Source organism: Streptomyces sp. NPDC058000 (assembly GCF_042886435.1).
Taxonomy (GTDB): Bacteria; Actinomycetota; Actinomycetes; order Streptomycetales; family Streptomycetaceae; genus Streptomyces.
Genome location: NZ_JBHVQS010000002.1, coordinates 1 through 19,513 on the forward strand (window position 1 = coordinate 1; position 19,513 = coordinate 19,513).

At 73.8% G+C, this 19,513-nt stretch carries 17 protein-coding genes; 6 read left to right on the top strand and 11 right to left on the bottom strand.

Going from position 1 to position 19,513, the window contains the following annotated elements; all coding sequences use genetic code 11:
* Window positions 1-91: 91 nt before the first annotated feature.
* From ACFVT2_RS02820 to ACFVT2_RS02855, 8 genes are all read right to left on the bottom strand, one after another.
* On the bottom strand, window positions 92-304 hold the full coding sequence (locus ACFVT2_RS02820; protein WP_390011249.1) for an EF-hand domain-containing protein: 213 nt from the start codon (window positions 302-304) through the stop codon (window positions 92-94).
* A gap of 81 nt (window positions 305-385) precedes the next feature.
* Entirely contained in the window at window positions 386-2,857 is a 2,472-nt protein-coding gene (gene uvrA, locus ACFVT2_RS02825; RefSeq protein ID WP_390011252.1) for an excinuclease ABC subunit UvrA, read from the bottom strand.
* 61 nt (window positions 2,858-2,918) lie between these two features.
* The gene (locus tag ACFVT2_RS02830; protein ID WP_390011254.1) at window positions 2,919-4,223 is read right to left on the bottom strand and encodes an NAD(P)/FAD-dependent oxidoreductase; all 1,305 of its coding nucleotides are present in this window, start codon (window positions 4,221-4,223) and stop codon (window positions 2,919-2,921) included.
* Window positions 4,220-4,414, bottom strand: a complete 195-nt coding sequence (locus tag ACFVT2_RS02835) for a ferredoxin (RefSeq protein WP_390011257.1) — start codon at window positions 4,412-4,414, stop codon at window positions 4,220-4,222. The genes ACFVT2_RS02830 and ACFVT2_RS02835 overlap by 4 nt, the downstream gene beginning before the upstream one ends.
* Window positions 4,415-4,467: 53 nt before the next feature.
* Window positions 4,468-5,697, bottom strand: a complete 1,230-nt coding sequence (locus ACFVT2_RS02840; RefSeq protein WP_390011260.1) for a cytochrome P450 — start codon at window positions 5,695-5,697, stop codon at window positions 4,468-4,470.
* 276 nt (window positions 5,698-5,973) lie between these two features.
* Window positions 5,974-6,594 (bottom strand): TetR/AcrR family transcriptional regulator, encoded by a 621-nt coding sequence (locus ACFVT2_RS02845; RefSeq protein WP_390011262.1) that lies wholly within the window; start codon window positions 6,592-6,594, stop codon window positions 5,974-5,976.
* 437 nt (window positions 6,595-7,031) lie between these two features.
* Window positions 7,032-7,241, bottom strand: coding sequence for a hypothetical protein (locus ACFVT2_RS02850; protein ID WP_390011264.1), 210 nt, complete (start codon window positions 7,239-7,241; stop codon window positions 7,032-7,034).
* Window positions 7,242-7,500: 259 nt separating this feature from the next.
* The gene (locus tag ACFVT2_RS02855; RefSeq protein WP_390011266.1) at window positions 7,501-8,775 is read right to left on the bottom strand and encodes a CapA family protein; all 1,275 of its coding nucleotides are present in this window, start codon (window positions 8,773-8,775) and stop codon (window positions 7,501-7,503) included.
* Window positions 8,776-9,086: 311 nt separating this feature from the next.
* Between ACFVT2_RS02855 and ACFVT2_RS02860 the strand changes: the two genes are divergently transcribed.
* Complete coding sequence (locus tag ACFVT2_RS02860; protein WP_390011269.1) at window positions 9,087-9,878, top strand: alpha/beta fold hydrolase; 792 nt, start codon at window positions 9,087-9,089, stop codon at window positions 9,876-9,878.
* A gap of 64 nt (window positions 9,879-9,942) precedes the next feature.
* Here ACFVT2_RS02860 and ACFVT2_RS02865 read toward each other — a convergent pair whose 3' ends face one another.
* Window positions 9,943-12,030 carry a restriction endonuclease gene (locus ACFVT2_RS02865; protein WP_390011271.1) on the bottom strand — a complete coding sequence of 696 codons (2,088 nt, stop codon included), beginning with the start codon at window positions 12,028-12,030 and terminating at the stop codon, window positions 9,943-9,945.
* Window positions 12,031-12,296: 266 nt separating this feature from the next.
* Between ACFVT2_RS02865 and ACFVT2_RS02870 the strand changes: the two genes are divergently transcribed.
* The 3 genes from ACFVT2_RS02870 to ACFVT2_RS02880 all read left to right on the top strand — a co-directional run bounded on the left by ACFVT2_RS02870 (window position 12,297) and on the right by ACFVT2_RS02880 (window position 14,683).
* Complete coding sequence (locus tag ACFVT2_RS02870; RefSeq protein WP_390011274.1) at window positions 12,297-13,094, top strand: triose-phosphate isomerase; 798 nt, start codon at window positions 12,297-12,299, stop codon at window positions 13,092-13,094.
* 32 nt (window positions 13,095-13,126) lie between these two features.
* A complete protein-coding gene (locus ACFVT2_RS02875) occupies window positions 13,127-13,588 on the top strand; it encodes an RpiB/LacA/LacB family sugar-phosphate isomerase (RefSeq protein WP_390011276.1) in 462 nt (153 codons plus the stop codon).
* Between the two features lie 81 nt (window positions 13,589-13,669).
* The gene (locus ACFVT2_RS02880; RefSeq protein ID WP_390011279.1) at window positions 13,670-14,683 is read left to right on the top strand and encodes a zinc-dependent alcohol dehydrogenase family protein; all 1,014 of its coding nucleotides are present in this window, start codon (window positions 13,670-13,672) and stop codon (window positions 14,681-14,683) included.
* A 13-nt stretch (window positions 14,684-14,696) separates the two neighbouring features.
* Here ACFVT2_RS02880 and ACFVT2_RS02885 read toward each other — a convergent pair whose 3' ends face one another.
* The gene (locus ACFVT2_RS02885) at window positions 14,697-15,737 is read right to left on the bottom strand and encodes a glycoside hydrolase family 88 protein (RefSeq protein ID WP_390011282.1); all 1,041 of its coding nucleotides are present in this window, start codon (window positions 15,735-15,737) and stop codon (window positions 14,697-14,699) included.
* Window positions 15,738-16,196: 459 nt separating this feature from the next.
* Between ACFVT2_RS02885 and ACFVT2_RS02890 the strand changes: the two genes are divergently transcribed.
* Window positions 16,197-17,036, top strand: a complete 840-nt coding sequence (locus ACFVT2_RS02890) for a nitroreductase/quinone reductase family protein (RefSeq protein WP_390011285.1) — start codon at window positions 16,197-16,199, stop codon at window positions 17,034-17,036.
* A gap of 29 nt (window positions 17,037-17,065) precedes the next feature.
* On the opposite strand, the gene ACFVT2_RS02895 is transcribed toward ACFVT2_RS02890, so the two are convergent.
* Window positions 17,066-18,628 carry an AMP-binding protein gene (locus tag ACFVT2_RS02895; protein ID WP_390011287.1) on the bottom strand — a complete coding sequence of 521 codons (1,563 nt, stop codon included), beginning with the start codon at window positions 18,626-18,628 and terminating at the stop codon, window positions 17,066-17,068.
* Window positions 18,629-18,799: 171 nt separating this feature from the next.
* Here ACFVT2_RS02895 and ACFVT2_RS02900 point away from each other — a divergent pair, with 171 nt between their 5' ends.
* Window positions 18,800-19,447, top strand: coding sequence for a TIGR03086 family metal-binding protein (locus ACFVT2_RS02900; protein ID WP_390011289.1), 648 nt, complete (start codon window positions 18,800-18,802; stop codon window positions 19,445-19,447).
* Window positions 19,448-19,513 lie beyond the last annotated feature (66 nt).

Sequence of the window (19,513 nt, forward strand, 5' to 3'; positions counted from 1 at the left end):
GAGAGCTACCTCGCCGGACTCCATCTCCGCGCAGCGACCATCTGGATCGGCAGTCTCCTGCAAGCCGATTGATCACAACCACAGACAGCCCCTAGCCCTGGATGGACTTCCAGAACTCGTCGAAGGACATCTGGCCGTCGCCGTCGGTGTCCTTGGCCTTGATGACCGCTTCGGCCACCGGGCCGGTGACGAGGTGGTCGCCCATCTCGGCCATCGCGTGCTTGAACTCGTCCGGCGTGACCCGGCCGTCGCCATCCGCGTCGAACCGCGCGAACGTGGCCCTGGCCTGCTCTATGTCTGCCACGGGTGGTGCCCCTTCGTCGTGCCGCAGCCCGTTGTGTGCCGGAACTGCGGGGTGATCTGACCCGCGTACATTAGCGGACCGTCAAGAGCGGTCCCGGTGCGCCCTGCGGCGGGCGAGGTAGGGGGCGGTGCGGCTGCCGGGGGTGGCGGCGACCTCGTCGGGGGTGCCCGCGGCGACGATCCGGCCGCCCGCCGCGCCGCCGCCGGGACCGAGGTCGATGACGTGGTCGGCGCCCGCCACCACGCCCATGTCGTGTTCGACGACCACGACGGTGTGGCCCGCGTCGACCAGGCCGTGCAGCTGCCGCAGCAGCACTTCGGTGTCAGCGGGGTGCAGGCCGGTGGTGGGTTCGTCGAGGAGGTAGAGGGTGTGGCCGCGGCGGGCCCGCTGGAGTTCGGTGGCGAGTTTGATGCGTTGGGCCTCGCCGCCGGAGAGTTCGGTGGCGGGCTGGCCGAGCCGCAGGTAGCCGAGACCGACGTCCTGGAGGGTGCGCAGGCTCCGGGCGGCGGCGGGGACGTCGGCGAGGAACTCCGCGGCGTCGTCGACGGTGAGGCCCAGGACGTCGGCGATGGTGCGGCCGCGGTGGGTGATCTGGAGGGTCTCGGGGTTGTAGCGGGCGCCGTGGCAGTCGGCGCACGGGGCGTAGGTGCCGGGCAGGAAGAGGAGTTCGACGGCGGTGAACCCCTCGCCCTGGCAGGTCTCGCAGCGGCCGGCCGGGACGTTGAAGGAGAACCGGCCGGCGGTGTAGCCGCGGGCGCGGGCCTCGTCGGTGGCGGCGAAGACCTTGCGGACGGCGTCGAACAGGCCGGTGTAGGTGGCGAGGTTGGAGCGCGGGGTGCGGCCGATGGGCTTCTGGTCGACGCGGACCAGCCGGTCGACGGCGTCCAGGCCGGTGGCGGCGGTGAGCCGGGCGGGGACCGCCGGCCCGGTGTCCTGGTCGTCGGCGGCGGCCGGGTCGTCGCCGTCGGGGCGGGGGGCCGCGGCGCCCAGGCGGTCCTGGACGGCCTCCGCGAGGACCCGGGTGACCAGCGTGGACTTGCCGGATCCGGAGACGCCGGTGACGGCGGTGAAGACGCCGAGCGGGAAGGTGGCGTCCAGGTCGCGGAGGTTGTGCAGGGTGACGCCGTGCAGGGTCAGGGTGCCGGTGGGGGTGCGCGGGGTGCGCGCGGGTGGTGGTTCGGCGGCGAAGAGGAAGCGGCGGGTGGCGGAGTGCTCGGCGTCCGCGAGGGCGGCGACCGGGCCGCTGTGCAGGACCCGGCCGCCGTGTTCCCCGGCGCGCGGGCCGATGTCCACGAGCCAGTCGGCGCGGCGGACCACGTCCATGTCGTGCTCGACGACGAAGAGGGTGTTGCCGGCTTCCTTGAGGCGGCCGAGGACGGTCAGCAGGGCTTCGGTGTCGGCGGGGTGCAGGCCGGCCGAGGGCTCGTCCAGGACGTAGACCACGCCGAAGAGGCCGGAGCGCAGCTGGGTGGCGAGGCGGAGGCGTTGGAGTTCGCCGGCGGAGAGGGTGGGGGCGGGCCGGTCCATGCCGAGGTAGCCCAGGCCGAGTTCGGTGAGCACCTCGATGCGGGCGACCAGGTCGCGGGCGAGGGCCGGGGCGGGATCGTCGCCGCGGCGGGCGGCGGTGGGGCGGAGGAGTTCCGCGAGGGTGCCCAGCGGTAGGCCCGCGAGGGTGGCGATGTCGCGGCCTTCGAAGGTGACCGCCAGTGCCTCGGGGCGCAGCCGCCGGCCGTCGCACACCGGGCAGGGCTCGGCGGTCATGAACTGGCGGACGCGCTTGCGCAGCGTCTCGCTCTTGGAGTCGGCGAAGGTGTGCAGGACGTAGCGCCGGGCGCTCATGTACTGGCCCTTGTAGGGGCGTTGGATACGGCCGGCCTCGCGGACCGGGTGGACGGTGACGACCGGCTGTTCGTCGGTGAACAGGATCCATTCCCGGTCGGCGGGCGGCAGGTCGCGCCAGGGACGGTCGACGTCGTGGCCGAGGGCGGCGAGGATGTCGCGGAGGTTCTTGCCCTGCCAGGCGCCGGGCCAGGCGGCGATGGCGCCGTCGCGGACGGAGCGGGACGGGTCGGGGACGAGGGAGTCCTCGGTGACGCGGTGGACGGTGCCCAGCCCGTGGCACTCGGGGCAGGCACCGGCGGCGGTGTTGGGCGAGAAGGCGTCGGAGTCGAGCCGCTCGGTGCTGCCCTGCGGGTAGTCGCCGGCGCGGGAGAACAGCATCCGCAGGGTGTTGGAGAGGGTGGTGACGGTGCCGACCGAGGAGCGGGAGGTGGGCGCGGAGCGCCGCTGCTCCAGTGCGACGGCCGGCGGCAGCCCGCTGATCTCCTCGACCTTGGGGGCGCCGACCTGGTGGATCAGCCGCCGGGCGTACGGGGCGACCGACTCGAAGTAGCGGCGCTGCGCCTCGGCGTAGAGGGTGCCGAAGGCGAGGGAGGACTTGCCCGATCCGGACACCCCGGTGAACGCGACCAGCGCGTCCCTCGGGATGTCCACATCGATGCCGCGGAGGTTGTGCTCACGGGCGCCGCGCACCCGGACGTACGAGTCGGTCATCTCTCCATGATCGGACACCGTCCGCCGTGCTCGCGGCACCCGCACCGGGTGGGCGGGACCGTCAGCCGGCGGCGGTGGCGTCCCGGACCCGGTCGCGTGCCTCCTCCCAGGGGACGGGGGTGGCGACCAGTGCGCGGAGCGCCCGTATCTGACGCGGTGGCAGGGCGCAGGCCAGGACGCCGACGGCCTGGCCGTCGCGGCCGTAGAGCGCGACGGCGCGGCGGGCGTCCCGGTCCAGGACGGTGGTCTCCACCTGATCGGCGCCGCCGGTCAGGCCGTACGCCTGGAGCTTGAGGCCGTACTGGTCGGACCAGAAGTACGGCACGGGGGCGAACGGCCGGCGCTCCGGCGGCTCGGTGCCGTCCGCGGCGCCCTCGGGGGTCTCGGCGGGCGCTTCGGCGGCCAACTCGGCGACGAGGTTGCGGGCGGCGGCCATGGCCTGCTCGGTGGCGTTCATCCGGTGCTCGAAGCGGAGCGGGCGGCCGTGCACCGGGTGCTCCCAGCGGGCCACGTCGCCCGCGGCGTAGATCCCGGGGGCGGCGGCGCAGTACGCGTCGCAGCCCAGCCCGTCGGTGGTGTCCAGGGCCGGGTCGGCCAGCCAGCCCACGGCGGGCTCGGAGCCGATGGCGAGCAGCACCAGATCGGCGGGGAGCCGGCTGCCGTCGGCCAGTCGGACGCCGCTGACCTGCGCCGGCGTGCCCTCGGCGGCCGTGGCGTCCGCGGTGGTCTCGAACGCGGCCACCTCGCCGGTCAGCAGCCGGACACCGCGGGCCCGGTGCTCCTCGGCGAGCAGGTCTCCGATGCCTTCCCCGACGGCCGGGGCCATGGGCACCGGCTCCCGGCCGACCAGGGCGACCTCGTGCCCCAGCTCCCGGGCCACCGCGGCGGCCTCGCAGCCCAGGACGCCGTTGCCGACCACGACCAGTCGGCGGGCGCCGCCGGACAGCCGGTCGCGCAGTGCCAGCGCGTCGTCCAGGGTGCGCAGGGTGAAGACGCCGGCGAGGCCGTCGGCGGCGGGCAGCGTGCGGGCCGCCACGCCGGTGGCGATGATCACGCCGGCGCAGGCCAGCTGCTCACCGTCGTCGAGGGTGAGAGTGCGGGTGGCGACGTCGAGGCCGGTGGCCCGGGTGCCGAGCCGCAGGTCGAGGCCGAGCGGGGTGAGCTGCTCCGCGGTGCGCAGCAGGAGCCGCTCCGGCTCCCAGGCGCCGTGCAGCAGCTGCTTGGACAGCGGCGGCCGGTCGTACGGGAGGTGGGGTTCGTCGCCGATCAGGGTCAGTGGGCCGGTCCAGCCGGCCCGGCGCAGGGCCTCGGCGGCGGTGATCCCGGCGGCCGAGGCTCCGACGACGGCGATCGGGCGGGTCGTCATTCCTGCACCTCGATCACGGCGGCGGGGCAGATGGCGGCGGCCTCGTGGACCGCGGCGTGCTGCTCGGCGGGCGGTGCGGCGTCGAGGAGGACGACCACGCCGTCCTCGTCGCGCTGATCGAAGACCTCGGGGGCGATCAGCACGCACTGGCCGGCGGCGCAGCACTTGTCGGCGTCAAGGGTGATCTTCATGGCGGTGGCTCCGTGGGGGTGGGTCGGGTTGGTGGGTCGGCCGGTGCCGCCGGTCACCAGGTGACGGGCAGGGCGTGGCAGCCGTAGATGGCCATGTCCGTGCGGAACGGGATCTCGTCGACGGGCCCGGCGGGCCGCATCGTGGGGAAGCGGCGGAGCAGGGTGGCTATGACGACCTGGAGCTCGACCCGGGCCAGGGCCTGGCCGAGGCACTGGTGGATGCCGTAGCCGAAGGCGACGTGGTGCTGGGCGTTGGGCCGGCCGACGTCGAGGCGGTCGGGGTCGGCGAAGACGGTCGCGTCACGGTTGGCGGACGGGACGGCCACCACGACGCCCTCACCGGCCCGGATGAGCTGCCCGCCGATCTCGATGTCGGTGGTGGCGGCCCGGCGCGGGCCGTTGCGGATGATGCTGTGGAAGCGCAGCAGTTCCTCGACGGCGCCGCGGATCAGCGTCGGGTCCTGGCGGAGCCGCTCGGCGCTGTCGGGGTCCTGCATCAGGGTCAGGGCGCTGAGGCCGATCATGTTGGCGGTGGTCTCGTGGCCGGCGATCAGCAGGAGGGCGGCGAAGGCGGCGACGTCGTCGTGGGTGATCTCGCCGGTGTGCCGCTGCTCGACGATGAGCCGGCCGAGGATGTCGTCGCCCGGCTCCTTCTCCTTGGCGGTGACCAACGCGTCGAGGTAGTCGCGGAGTTCGATCCGGGCGGCTTCGCGCTCCTCGTCCGCGATGGTGCGGGAGAGCAGCTTGCCGGTGAGCCGCTGGAAGACGTCGTGGTCGTCGTAGGGGACGCCCAGCAGCAGGCTGATGACGAGCGAGGGGACGGGCAGGGCGAGCGCCTCGATCAGGTCCACCGGCTCGCCGGCCCGGCGCTCCATCGCGTCGCACAGTTCGTCGGTGAGGCGCTGGATCTCCGGGCGCAGCGCCTCGACGCGCTTGACCATGAACTCGCGGGTGACCATCCGGCGGAGCCGGGTGTGCTCCGGCGGGTCCATGCGGATGAAGCCGCGGTTGTTGGTGTTGCCGCCGCCGGTCATGCCGCTGAGTGGGTAGCCGTGGAGGGTGGTGTCGGAGCTGAAGCGGGTGTCGCCGAGGATCGCGCGGATGTCGGCATAGCGGGTGGCCAGCCAGGCCCAACTGCCGTCGGGGAGCGAGATCTTGGAGATCGGCTCCTCGGTGCGCAGGGTGCCGAACTCGGCAGGGGGGTCGAAGGGGCAGCCGCTGGGGGGTTGTACGGGCAGCGGCGCCGGGGCGTCGGGAACTGTCGTGTCGATCATCTCGGTCATCTCGCTCCTCGCGCGCACACCGGTCGGGTGTGCGCCATGAGTCGATCCTTCGCCTAACGAGCGTAAACTTACATGCGTAATGATCGGGTAAACGCCCCGGGGGTCGCGTCGGAACGTGAGGAACGGAACACCCCGCAGCCGGCCGGCGGCGGGGACGCGCAAGGCCCCGGCCGACGGGCGGCCGGGGCCTTGGGGGCCTCGGGGCTATGGGGATGAGCGGGGGCGGGAGCGTCACACGAGGCTCCCGGGGCGACGCCGGGGGGTGCGGGCCCGGGTTCAGCGCTCCAACAGCAGTTGGAGGATCTCCTCCACGAACCCGTCCAGTCGGCTGGTGTCCTTGCGGCTCGGCATGACCTGCCAGATCATCACCCGGCCGTGCACCGCCGACCACAGCAGGTACGGCGCCTCGGCGCGCGAGCCCCGCACCTGCCAGCCGGCCTCCTCGCAGGCGGTCAGCGCGTGGTGCCAGCTGCGGACCAGCAGCCCGGCCGGGTGCCCGGCGAGCCGTTCGGGGCCGACCGGGGTCTGCCGGGTCTCGTAGAGCAGGCGGTAGTTCGCCGGGTGCTCTATGGCGTAGCGGCAGTAGGCGCGGAGCTGGGCGCGCAGCCGGGCCACGGGGTCGTCCAGGTCGGCCTGCTCGGCGGCGTCGTTCATGGCGTGCGCCAGCCGCTCGTAGCTGACTTCCAGGGTGGCCCAGACCAGCTCGGTCTTGTCGGCGAAGTGCCGGTAGATGCTCGGGGCGGCGACCCCGGCCTCCCGGGCCACCGCGCGCAGCGACAGCGCGTCCTCGCTGCCGACCTCCTCCAGGAGGCGCTCGGTCGCCCGCAGCAGTTCATCCCTCAGGCGGTCGCCCTGCCCACGCGGGTTACGGGGCCGGACGGCCGCACTCTCGCTCACTGCCCTCCGGTCCTTTCTCTTCCTGGCCGATCCGGTCGTCAGCGGGGTCGGCACTCCTTCACCAGGGTTTCACACCACGGCGGCGGACCGTACCGGAGGACCACGGTCCGGTCCATCGGGCTACCGGAGGCCGGCGCCGCGAGCCCGCGCTCACCACCCCGGCACCGGCCCGTCGTCCGGGGCGCCCCGGCTGAGCACGGCCCGATCGATCTCCGCAGGGACGACCCTCGTAGCCGGGGGGTGCGGGCTCCAGGACCGGGATCTGCGGCCCCCGACGCCGTTCCGCCCGGAGCGGCCCGAGTGCGGCGAAGGGGGCACCGGGCTCGCCTTCGGCCGCGCGGACCTCGTCAGCCACCCCCTATGACGACGTCGGCCTCCAAGACCACAATCAGGTCTTGGAGGCCGACGTGCCGAAGCTGTAACGGCAAAGCCGTGGCTCAGCCGCCGATCGGGCCCAGGGGGATGTCCGAAACGGTGACGCTGAGGGACTTGATGGAACCGCCGGTCAGGATGGGCAGGCCGTTCGGGCCCGGGGCGAACTTGGCGGTCAGGCCCTCCAGGGAGCCGGAGACGGAGAGACCGCCCGCGACGTTGTCGAGGTCGTCGTCGGCTATCTCGCGGGTCTCAATGCCGTGGGTGTTGCTCATGATGATGAGCTTCCTTCTTCGCTAGTGGTGGGTCGCAATGCGCAGGCGGCATTGCGGCGGGAATTTGTTGAATGGCTCCCGCCGTGCGTCACATTGCCCGCTCGCGTGGGGTGCGGAGAACGAAACACCACTCTCTTCACTCGCCACACACACCAGGGCTTTAAGTGGAAGGTGAGCCTCAAGCAGGGCTCCGCGCGAGCCCACCGCATCCGGCGCTGCCGGAGGGCCGAACTGAGGCCGGATATGGCCCCTTTCGCCGCTATCTGCCCATGACCAATCCGGCCTTGCCCGCGCCCCTGCTCAGCACCACGTGGCGGATGTGGTGGCGGAGGGGTTTGAGGTCCGACCGTCCGGCGTTGATCGCCTTGTTCAGGTTGATCACGCGGCCGGCCGCTTCGTCCCACCACAGCGGGACGCATTCGGCCTTGGTGACCTCCCAGCGACCGCCGGGTGTGGTCGGGGGTGTGAAGGTGAATCGAGCGGCGGTACTCATCTTTCCGCTCTCGTCGTGATGGGTGCCTCCGATGAGGTCGCCCAGTCCGTAAGCGACCCAGGTACCGCTCTCGCGCACATGAGCCGCTACGCGTCGGCCTTCCGGTGTCCGGGCCGCCCAGGTACCGCGGACCTTTTCGTAGGGCTGCGGGGTGTGGGCGTGACTGCCGAGGATCAGGTCGATGTCGGGGCGGCCGTCGGTGCGGGCGGCGGTGAGGAGCCGGGCGAGCCGCAGCTGCCCGGCGTCGGGGGCGGTGCGGTACTCGGTGCCCCAGTAGGGGCTGACGACCACCACGTCGGCGCCGGCCCGGCGGGCGGCGCGGGCGTCGGCGAGGATCCGCCCGGGGTCGAGCGGGTTCATCATCCAGGGCGCGTCCTCCGGGGCCCGGGCGCCCTCGGCGTCGTAGGTGTAGGAGAGGTGGGCCACCAGGGCGCCGCCGGGGGCCCGCAGCAGGGCCGGGCGGGCGGCCTCGGCGGCGCCCCGGGCCGTGCCGGTGTGCCGCAGGCCGACCGTGTCCAGCGCGTCGAGGGTCCGGCGCACCCCGTTCTCGCCCTGGTCGAGGGCGTGACTGGAGGCGGTGGCGCAGGAGTCGAAGCCGGTGGCCTTGAGCGCGGTGGCGATCTGGGGCGGGGCCTGGAGCTCGGGGTAGCCGGTGAACGGGCCGTCCAGCGGGCCGAGCGGTGCCTCCAGGTGGCACAGCGCGAGGTCGGCGTGGGCGATGACGGGTGCGACGCCCCGGAGCATCGGCCGGAAGTCGTAGCCGCCGTCCACCGGGGCGTCGTCCTGCGCCGTGCCGACCGCGTCGGGGTGCGTGGGGATGACGTCGCCGGTGGCGACCAGGGTGAACGGCCGGGCCGGGGTGGTGCCCGCAGGGCGGGCGCCGGCGCGGCGGTGCGGCGCCGGGGAGGACGACGCGGCGCGAGGTGCGGGGTGCGGCGGGGCGGATCGCGGTGCGGGCGGTGGGGCGTCCGGCCGGGCGCCGCAGCCGACGGCCAGCGCGACGAGCAGTACCGCTGTCGCATACCGGGTTAACGCTCTCATGTCCGACAGATATCAGTCACTTCGGGCCGGAAATGACCGTACGGGGTGGTGTCCGTCGCTGTCCCTCGGACGGCCCCGGGCCGGGAGGGCGGAAGGGGCCCGTCGTGCCGGCAGTGACGCGGGGGCCGGGCGCGCGGGGCCCGACGGTCGTCCGGCCGCACGCCGGGCACCCGGCCGGACGGCTTCCGGCCACGACCTGTCCGCAACTCGCCCTATCCGCCCACCCGTTACATGATCGTCGGCATCAACCTGCTCCCTCCCCCGGCCTGTTGGCGGGCCGGTCCGACCGGCCGCACCTAGGGTGGCCCGGTATGAACGAGGAACCGCTTCATGTGACGGTGTGGGACGAGGGACTGCCCGGGGCGCCGCGGGCACTGCTGGTGCACGGCACGATGAGCTGGGGCACCGACTGCTTCGCCGGCCAGCGGCCGCTGGCCGGGATGTTCCGGCTGGAGGTGGTGGACCGGCGCGGCTTCGGCGACAGCCCCGACATCGAGCGCAGCGACTACGCGGTGGACGCCGAGGACCTCGGTCGGCTGCTCGGCGACGGGGCCCATCTGGTGGGGCACTCGTACGGCGCGGCGGCCGCGATGCTGGCCGCGGTGGCGCGTCCGGAGGCCGTCCAGTCGCTCACCCTGATCGAGCCGTCGCCGCTGCGCACCGCGGCCGCGCACCCCGTCGTGCGGGCGGCGGTGGAGCGGATCCGGGCGGCGTACGCGGGCGCCGAGGGGGCCGGGGAGGTGAGTCCGGAGGAGTACCTGCGGCAGTCCACCGAGGCGTACGGGATGCGGCTGCCACAGACCACGCCGCGGGTGCTGCGGGCGGTCCGGTCGGCGATGCGGGAGCGGCCCGTCTGGGACGCGCAGATCCCGCTGGCACCGCTGGCCCGGGCCGAGATGCCGAAGACCGTCATCAACGGGACGTGGGAGACCGCGCACCCCGAGTACCGGGCGTTCGTGGGGGATGCGCTGGCCGCCTGCGGGGAGTACCTCGCCGAGATGATCGGGGCCCGTCACGTGCAGGTGCCGGGCACCGACCACGCGCCGCACCAGGACCGGCCCGAGGTGGTCAACGAGGTCCTCACCCGGCTGTGGCAGAGCTGACCCGGGCGGCGGCGGGCAACCGGGGCGGCCGGTTCGGAGGGCTCCCGCCTGTCGCGCGGCGCCCTCAGGCCACCTCGATCCCGAAGTCGCCCACCAGCGCGGCCAGCCCGCCGGGGTAGCCCTTGCCGCCCAGGACGAAGTCCCAGTCGTCGCCGGCACGGCGGCGGAACGCGCCGAGCACCAGCGCCCGCTCGCCGGGCCGCCCGTCGGAGACCGGCAGCCGGTCCTGTTCGGTCCCGGTGCCGTCCAGCAGGCGGATGTGGGCGTCGGTGAAGCCGTCGAGATCGGCGTCCGGGTCGGTCTCCGGATCGACCGCGGCGACCAGGACCAGCCGGTCGGCGTCGGGCGGCAGGTCCGCGAAGCGCACCCGTAGGGCGGCGCGGTCCTCGGTCACGCCGGCCAGCATCCGCACCGAACCGTCCGGCGTGGCCGGGTTGTTGAAGAAGACGAAGTGGTCGTCGCCGAGCACGGTGGTGCCCTTGCAGACCAGGGCGCAGACGTCGAGGGCGGCCCGGCCGGACCAGTTCATGGCGAGGGTGGTGTGGTCCAGCGCCGGTCCGGTGGGCTCCGGGGTGTCGGGGCCGTCGTCTCCGGGGCCGAGGCGGCCGCGCAGCCCGTACCTGCCGAGCAGGTCGACGAGTTCGGGGCCGGCGATGAGGGTGAGCGGTTTGCCCTGGGCGAAGCGGTGTGCGCCGGGCCCGAACTGCGAGGTGGTGACCAGCACGCCCTTGTTGGCGCCTTCGGACTGGACGGTGCCGTACAGGTCGCGGACCGCGGTCGGCGGGACGGTGTTGCGGTAGCGCTTGACCTGCACGACGATCTTGCCGCCGCGGATCGGGTCGGGGTCCAGGGCGTCCACGTCGATCCCGCCGTCGCCGGACCGCTGGGTGGTGACCGCCCGCATCCCCATCGCGCGGAACAGCTCCGCGATCAGTTGCTCGAAGGCGAGCGGGTCCATGGCGAACAGGTCCGGTTCGCCGTCGGCGCCGTGGGAGACCACCGCGCCCCCGGCGATGTCGTCCGGCCGGCGCCCGGGGCGGACCGGGGTGCGCTGGTCGGGGCGGGCGGAGAGCTGTCCGCGGAGTCCGTCGGTGAGGCAGTCGAGGGCGCTGACCTGGGCCAGCTGGTAGGACTCGACGGCGTTCCGGGGGGCCAGGACGGTGGCGAGGAAGATCGTGGCGGGGCGGCCGGTGACCGGGTCCACGTCGTCGACGAAGCCGTTGAGCGCCACCGAGTCCAGGGCGCCGTAGGTGTCGGCGGCGAAGAGGTCGCGCAGGACCAGCAGGACGCTCTGGGCGAGCACTTCGCGGTAGAGCGCCCGGCACTGGGCGGCCGGGCGGGCGGTCTCCCGCTCCTCGTCGGCGGTGGGCAGGTAGCGGACGGCCTTGACGGCGGGGACGACGTCGTAGCCGGGCAGTTCCCAGTCGAGGACGAGCTGGCGGGCGGCGGTGTCGTAGCCGGCGCTGAGTTGGCGCGGGAAGCCCTCGGGCCAGGACGTGCCAGAGTACAGGGCGGCGGAGAAGTACTCCACGACCGCGTCCGCGTCGCCGGTGCGCAGGCCGGCGAGCAGTTCCTCGATACCGGCGTTGTGCCGGCGTATCCCGTCCAGGGCGCCGGCCGCCCACTGGTCGTACTGCTGCTGGTAGGCGGCCAGTTGGGCCTGGCGCCGGGCCTCGGCGGCCTGGGCCGCGTACCAGTCCTGTTCGAAGCGGGCGCGGGCCTCCTGCTGGTCGCGGTCGCGGCGGACGCCGGACCGCAGACCGCCGGTGGGCACCTGGTAGCGGGCCGGGTCGGGCATGGCCACCGGGGTGGCCAGCGCGCCGGGGGCGAACGGCTCGACGTGCTCGGGGCGGAGCAGGGCGGCGGCGGTGAAGGCGGGGGCCCGGCAGCCGTCGGCGAGCAGGTCGGTGAGGGCGGCGACGCGGGCGTCGAGTTCCTCGGTGCGGCGGCGGGCGTCGGCCTCGCGCTGGCGGCGGTAGGCCGTCTGCCGCTCGCGGTGCATACGGGCCATGGCGCGTTCGGCGGCGCGGGCCTGCCGTTCCTGTTCCCGCTGCTGTTGCACCTGCGCGCGGTGCGCGGCCTCCGTCCGGCGCTGCTGCTGGCGCTGTGCCTCGGCCCAGATGCCGAGTAATCCCTGGGAACGGCGGCTCATCTCGCGGTTCGTCCTCCCCCCGGGGTGGCGGCCCCCGGAACCCGTGGCGGCGGTCTCTGTGCCGGTCTGCCCTGGTCTGCTGTGGTGAGCCGACTGTAGCGGGGCGCGTACGGCCGCGATCAGGGGGTGACCGGCCCTGGTCGGCGCCCGGGCCGACGGTCGGCGCCCGGGGCCCGCGCTCCGGGAGAAATCACAGACATCTCGTGAAGTTCACGCCTTGATTTGAGAACTTCACATGTGATTCCGTTGGAAGCATCATGAGCGACGTGATTCCTGAGGCTGTGCTTCCTCATAACGCGACGGGCACCACGGGCCGCGCGACGCCCCGCCCGGTGGTCGGCGTCTCGCTGAAGCTGTACTTCGGCCTGGCCCAGACCCGGACCTGGCTCACCGAGGTCGCCGCCCTCGACGCGGTACTGGCCGGCCTCCCCCGCCCCGTCGACCTCTTCGTACTGCCGTCCTTCCCGGCGCTGGCGGACGCCCGGCAACTGCTCGCCGGCACCGGCGTCGGCTACGGCGCGCAGGACGTGCACTGGGCCGGCCCGGGCGCGTGGACCGGCGAGGTCTCGGCCGACATGCTCGCCGAGACCGGCGCCCGCTACGTCGAGGTCGGCCACGCCGAGCGCCGCCGGCACTTCGGCGAGACCGACCGGATCGTGGCCGCCAAGACCCGGGCCGCCACCGCGGCCGGCCTGGTCCCGGTGATCTGCGCCGGCGAGCGGCACGCCGCGGACCCGGCGGCGGCCGCCGAGGAGACGCTGACCCAGGTGCGGGCCGCGCTGGCCGGCGCCGCCCCGGGCAGCGAGGTGATCGTCGCCTACGAGCCGGTCTGGGCGATCGGCGCCGGCGAACCAGCGCCCGCCCGGCACGTCCGCACGGTCGCCGCGGCGCTCCGCGGCGCGCTGCGCGACCACGACGTACGCGGTCGGCTGATCTACGGCGGAACCGCGGGCCCCGGCACCTACGGAGAGCTGGCCGGTGCCGTCGACGGGCTGTTCCTGGGCCGGCTCGCCCATGACATCGAGGGCCTGCGCACCGTCCTCGAAGAGATCTCCCGCAGCTGACCCGAGTCCCTCCCAGCCCCCAGGAGCCCGCAGTGTCCCGTACGTACCCGATCGCGATCGGCGCCGACGACGCCGCCACCGCCATGAAGGACGCGATGGTCGCCTACCTCACCGCACACGGCCACCCGGTCACCGACCTGAGCGCCACCGCCACCGAGGACTACCCCGACGTCGCCGAGCGCGTCGCGCGGAGCGTGGCCCGCGGCGAGCACGAGCGCGCGGTGCTGGTCTGCGGCACCGGCATCGGCATGGCGATCGCCGCCAACAAGGTCCCCGGGATCCGCGCCGCGCAGATCCCCGACAGCTACAGCGCCGAGCGGGCCCGCAAGTCCAACGACGCGCAGATCGCCTGCTTCGGCAGCCGCACCATGGGCGTGGAGGCGGCGCTGGTGTGCCTGCGGCACTGGCTGGACTCCGACTTCGCCGGGGGCTCCTCGGCCCCCAAGGTGGAGAAGATCAAGCAGGTCGAGTCGCGCAACCTGCGCGCGGCCTGAGCCCGACGCCCGCGCTCCCCTCCCTCGACTCCCCCGACTCCTCCGACGTCCCTCTCCCGCTCCCGAAAGGCGGTCACGGCCATGCGCGCAGTAGTCATCGAGGAACCGCACCGGCTCCACGTCACCACCGTCCCGGACCCGACGCCCGGCCCCGGAGAGGTCGTCGTCAAGGTCGCGGCGGCGGGGCTGTGCGGAACCGATGTGCACATGCTGGCGGGCGAGTTCGGGCCGACCCGGTATCCGGTGATCCCCGGGCACGAGTTCGCCGGTGAGGTGGTCGCGGTCGGCGCGGACGTCACGGAGTTCGCCGCGGGCGACGCCGTCGCGGCCGACCCGGCGCTCTACTGCGGGGCCTGTCACTTCTGCGCCCTCGGCCGCGGCAACCTCTGCGAGCGGTGGGGCACCCTCGGCATCACCGTCGACGGCGCCTGCGCACAGTACGTGGCGGTGCCGGTCCGCAACTGCTACCGGCTGCCGGAGACCGTGCCGCTGGCGCACGCCCCGCTGATCGAGCCGCTGTCGACGATCGTGCGCGGCTTCGACCTCGTCGCCCCCAAGCTGGGCGACCACTTCCTGATCTACGGTGCCGGCACCATGGGCCTGCTCTACCTCCAGGTCGCCCAGCGCTCCGGCGCCGCCTCGGTCTCGGTCGTGGACATCAACGAGGACCGGCTGGCGGTGGCCCGCAAGCTCGGCGCGGACGCCGTCGCCGCCAGCGCCGACGCGCTGACCGCCGCCCACCCGCGCGGCTGGGAGGTGGTCACCGACTGCACCGGCAACATCCGTGCCATCGAGGACGGGCTGACCCGGCCGGCCCGCGGCGGCACCTTCCAGCAGTTCGGCTGCGCACCCGACCAGGAGACCGCGCGGTTCTCGCCGTTCCGGATCTACAACGACGAGATCCGGATCGTCGGCAGCATGGCCATCCTGCACAGCTACGGTCGCGCGGTGGAGCTGCTGGGCAAGGGCGTCATCGACTCCGAGACCATGATCACGCACCGGTTCGGGCTCGACGCGTACGCCACCGCCCTGGAGACCTTCCAACAGGGCACCGGCCGCAAGCTCCAGGTCCTCCCGAACGGGGCGGTGGCATAACGGCCCCGGCCGTTCAGCCGCCCAGTGCCGCCAGTTCCGTACCGGCCAGCAGGAACGCCCCCACCCCGAAGTCGGCGGTGGAGTCGTGGGTGACCGGCTGGCTCGACTCCGGCCGGTCACCGACGTTCTGGACGTAGCCCAGGAAGCCGTCGGGGTGCACGGCGGTGGCCGTCATCGCCGCCCAGGCGCGGGCGGCCACCGGCAGGTAGTCGCCGCGCGGGACGACCCCGGTGCGGATCGCGGCGGCCGTGGCGTAGGTGAAGAACGCGGTGCCGCTGGTCTCCGGGCCCGGCAGGTGCCCGGGGTCGGCGAGGTTCACGTTCCAGAACCCGTCCGGCCGTTGCACGGTGCGCAGCGCGGCCAACTGTGCGGCGAGGGTGCGGCGGTAGGCGGCCGTCGGCGCGAAGGTGTCCGGCAGCACCGCCAGCACCTTGGCGTGCGCGGCCGCCGCCCAGCCGTTGCCGCGGGACCACAGCACCGGTCTGCCGTCCGGGGAGGTGATCCCGCCGGGCAGGAACCGCTTGTCGCGGTACCAGAGCGCGCTGCCGGGGTCGTACAGGCCCGGCCCGCCCTCGGCGTCCCGGGTGTGGACGTACAAGGCGTGCATCGCGTCCCAGTAGGAGCGGTCGGCGCGCAGCGCGCCGAGCCGGGCGAACGGCGGCATCGCCATGTGCAGCGCGTCGTCCCACCACCAGTCGTCGTGCCGCTGGCCCGCGGCGTCGGTCATCCGCCGCACGGATTCCTCGATGGCCGCGAGCTTCGCGGGGTCGGGCGCGGGGTCCAGGGCGTACAGGTCGAGGTAGACCTGGCCGGCGCACTGGTCGTCGGCGTGCCGGGTGGTGGGGCCGTTGTGCAGTCCGTACCCGTGCCGTTCCGCCCAGCCGCGGGTGTAGGCGAGGTAGCGGGGTTCGCGGGTGAGGCGGTGCAGGGCCATCAGCCCGCAGAAGAAGGTGGCGCGGGCCCACTGGTTGTCACCGGGGTCGCGGTGCGCGCCGATCCAGTGGTCGGCGACCCTGCGCAGTACGGCGACGGTGCGGACGTGCCGGCGTTCCATGAACACCCCTCCGGGACGGAAGCACGGATATTCACGTACACGAACAGCGTTCTCTCCTCTGAGGAAGCGGGGCCATCGTGGCAGTCAACTCCCCCTGAGGGAAGGGACGGACGGCGACCGGCGGACAGCTGCGGAATTGCCTTCGCACGCCTGTACCCGTACCGTTGGCGCCGTGACTACCGGGTCGGCCATGGGCCATAAGCGAGTGGGGCACCCGGTCACTTCGTGACCGCGCGGCGGGTGAGAGACCCGCCCCACCCCTTCCTGCCTCTCCTTCGCGCGCATCCGTCGCGCCACTTCCCTCACTTCGCGCGGCTCTTCCGCGCGCTCTTCCCCTTCCCGCACCACGCACGCCGCCGCGCCGCGCCCTGTCGCGCCGCGCCGCCACCGTCGTGCGGTCACTTCACCCTGCCCGAGTGGCTTCGCCCCGGGCATCTCATACCTGGAGACGCACCCTTCATGCCCCATGACTTCAACCAGCAGGTCATCGACGAGTTCCGGGCCAACGCCGGCCGGGTCGGCGGCCCCTTCGAGGGCGGCCGGCTGATCCTGCTGACCACCACCGGCGCCCGAACCGGCACCCGGCACACCACCCCCGTCGGCTACCTCCCCGACGGGGAGCGGATCCTCGTCATCGCCTCGGCCGGCGGCGCACCGCACCACCCGGACTGGTTCCACAACCTTCTCGCCCACCCCCGTGCCACGGTCGAGGACGGGGTCTTCACCTACGAGGCGGCGGCCGAGGTGCTGACCGGTGAGGAACGCGACCGGGTCTTCGCCCGCGCCGTGGAAGCCAACCCGGGCTGGGCCGACTACCAGGCGAAGACCCGCCGCACCATCCCGGTGGTCGCGCTGGCCTCCGTCGAAACCGGTCCGCCGCGCTTCGGCGGGGCGACCCCGGGCCAGTCCGTCACCCTCATCCATGACGCCTTCCGGCGCGAACTCGGCACCATCCGCAAGGAGTTGACCGAATCGGGCAGTGTGCTCGGCGCCCAGCTGCGGATCAACTGCCTGACCCTGTGCCAGGGGCTGCACAACCACCACACCGGCGAGGACCGCGGGATGTTCCCCGCGCTCCGCCGCCACCGGCCGGAGCTCGCCCCCGTACTGGACCGGCTGGACGAGGAGCACCGGCACATCGCCGCGCTCCTGGAGGAGCTGCGCCACACGCTCGCCGAGCCGTCCGCGGCGCCGGGCGGGATCCGCGCCGAGGTCGAGCGGCTGACGGACGAGCTGGAGGCCCATCTCACCTATGAGGAGGAGCAGTTGATCCCGGTGCTCGACGCGATGGCCGGCTGAGCGCGAGCTCCGGGCGGCGGCCGCGGGGGTCATATCCGGCGGCCGTACCCGTCCCAGTAGGGGTCCCGCAGCTGCCGTTTGAAGAGCTTCCCGGACTCGTCCCGCGGTAGCCGCTCCTCGAACACCACGGCCCGGGGCACCTTGTACGCGGCGAGCCGCCGGGCGACGTGGGCGCGGACCGCCGCGGCGGTGAGCCGCACCCCGGCCTCGGTCTCCAGGTGCGCGGCCAGCGCCTCACCGAACTCCTCGTCGGGGATGCCGAACACCGCCGCGTCCCGCACCCCGTCCAGGGCGAGCAGGCAGCCCTCGATCTCCGCCGGGTAGATGTTGACGCCGCCGGAGATGACCAGGTCGTTGCGGCGGTCGCTGAGGTAGAGGTAGCCGTCCTCGTCGAGATGGCCGATGTCGCCGAGGGTGACGTGTCCGGGCTGGTCCGGCGCCTCCATGGCGGCGCGTTTGTCCGGGTCGCCGAGGTAGCTGAAGCGGGGCCAGTTCTCGGCGGGCCGGACGTAGATCTCGCCGGTGGCGCCGGGGGGCAGCACCTCCCCGTCGGGCCCGAGGACGAGGACCGCGCTGGTGCCCTGGGCGCGTCCGACGGTGCCGGGGTGGGCGAGCCACTCCGCGCTGTCGCACCAGGTCACCGCGCCGGTCTCGCTGCCGCCGTAGTACTCCCGCAGGACCGGCCCCAGCCAGTCGATCATGGCGTGTTTGATATGCGGCGGGCAGGGCGCGGCGGCGTGCACCACGGAGGTGAGCGAGGACAGGTCGTAGCGCTCGCGGACGTCCTTGGGCAGCCGCAGCAGCCGGACGAACATGGTGGGGACCACCTGCGCCTGCTCTATGCGGTGCCGTTCGACCAGCCGCAGGAACTCCTCGGCGTCGAAGCGCGGCATCAGCGTGATGTCCAGGCCGGCCGCCAGTGCCAGGACCGCGTGCTGGCTGGGCGAGGCGTGGTAGAGCGGCGCGGGTATCAGGGTCCGGCCGCCGGGGGCGACCGCGAAGTATTCCAGGAAGCTCGCCACCGCCTCGGTGAGCCGCTCCGGGTCGACCGGTTCGCGCAGAACTCCCTTGGGCCGGCCGGTCGTTCCGGAGCTGTAGATGACGGTGGGCGGCCGGGCCCCGACGGGCCGGGCCAACGGCGCCCGGTCGGCCAGCCAGTCGTCGAGGACTGGGTGCCGGCCGGTGACGGGCGGGGCGGCGGTCCCGCAGGCGGCCGCCACGCCGGGCGGCACCGCGACCTCGACGACCTGCACGCCGTCGGGCAGGACCGCGGTCACCGCGCCGAGCAGGTCGGTGTGGACGAAGACCACCGCGCTGCCGCTGTCGGTCAGCACGTGGCGCAGGTCGTCGGTGCGGAAGTGCCAGTTGACGGGGACGGCTGCGGCGCCGAGCTGGGCGGCCGCGGTGGTGATCTCCAGGTGCGCGGGCTCGTTGCGGAGCACCACGGCGACCCGGTCGCCGGGCCCGACTCCCAGGTCCGCCAGGCCCGTTGCGATCCGGGCGGCGCGGTCGAGGAATTCCGGATAGCCGCGTTCGTGGCCCGCGCAGCGGATGGCGGGGGCACGGGCGGCGGGCGGTGCGACGGCTTCCATGGTGCCTCCAGGGGGGAGCGGCCAGGACCGGCCACACCGGTCCGGCTCATTGAACAGCCAACCGCCGCGCGCCCACCAGAGCGCCCCGCGCCATCCCCGGCCGGCCGGCCCGGTGCTCCGATCGCCCCGTACCGGGCGCCGTCGGCGGTGGCCGCTCCTATCCTCGGGACCATGGGCAACAACGACATCCTGCGCACCCACGGCGAGGCGCTGAAGCTGTTCGGCACCCGGGTCCACGCCGTCCAGGAGGACCAGTGGGAGGCGCCCACACCGTGCACGGAGTGGTCGGTGTTCGACCTGGTCAACCACCTCACCGCGGAGCAACTGTGGGTGCCCCGCCTGGTGCGGGACGGGGCCACGATCGCCGAGGTGGACGGTGATTTCGACGGCGACCAGCTCGGCGAGGACCCGGTCGGGGGCTGGGACCGGGCCTCGGCGGCGGCCCGGGCGGCGTTCGCCGAGCCGGGCGCCCTGCACCGCTCGGTCCACCTGTCCTACGGCACCACCCCGGCCGACGCGTACTGCACGCAGCTGACCGCCGACGCCGTGGTGCACACCTGGGACCTGTCCCGGGCGATCGGCGCCGACGAGCGGCTGCCGGCGAACCTGGTGGCCGCGGCACTGCGCGAGGTGGAGCCGTACGCCGACGTCCTGGAGGGATCGGGGCTGTTCGCCGCGCCGGTGGAACCCCCGGCGGCCGTCCGCGGTGGGGTCAGTCGATGCCGCGGACGATATGCGGTTCGACGGGATCCTCCTCGCAGCCGGCCAGGCGCACCGGGGCGCAGCGGTCCCAGGCTTCGAGATTGCGGACTTCCTTGATACGCCCGGGGCGCTCGCCCTGCTTCAGACGGGGCTGCTTGTGTTGAGCCTTGTGCAATGCCACCA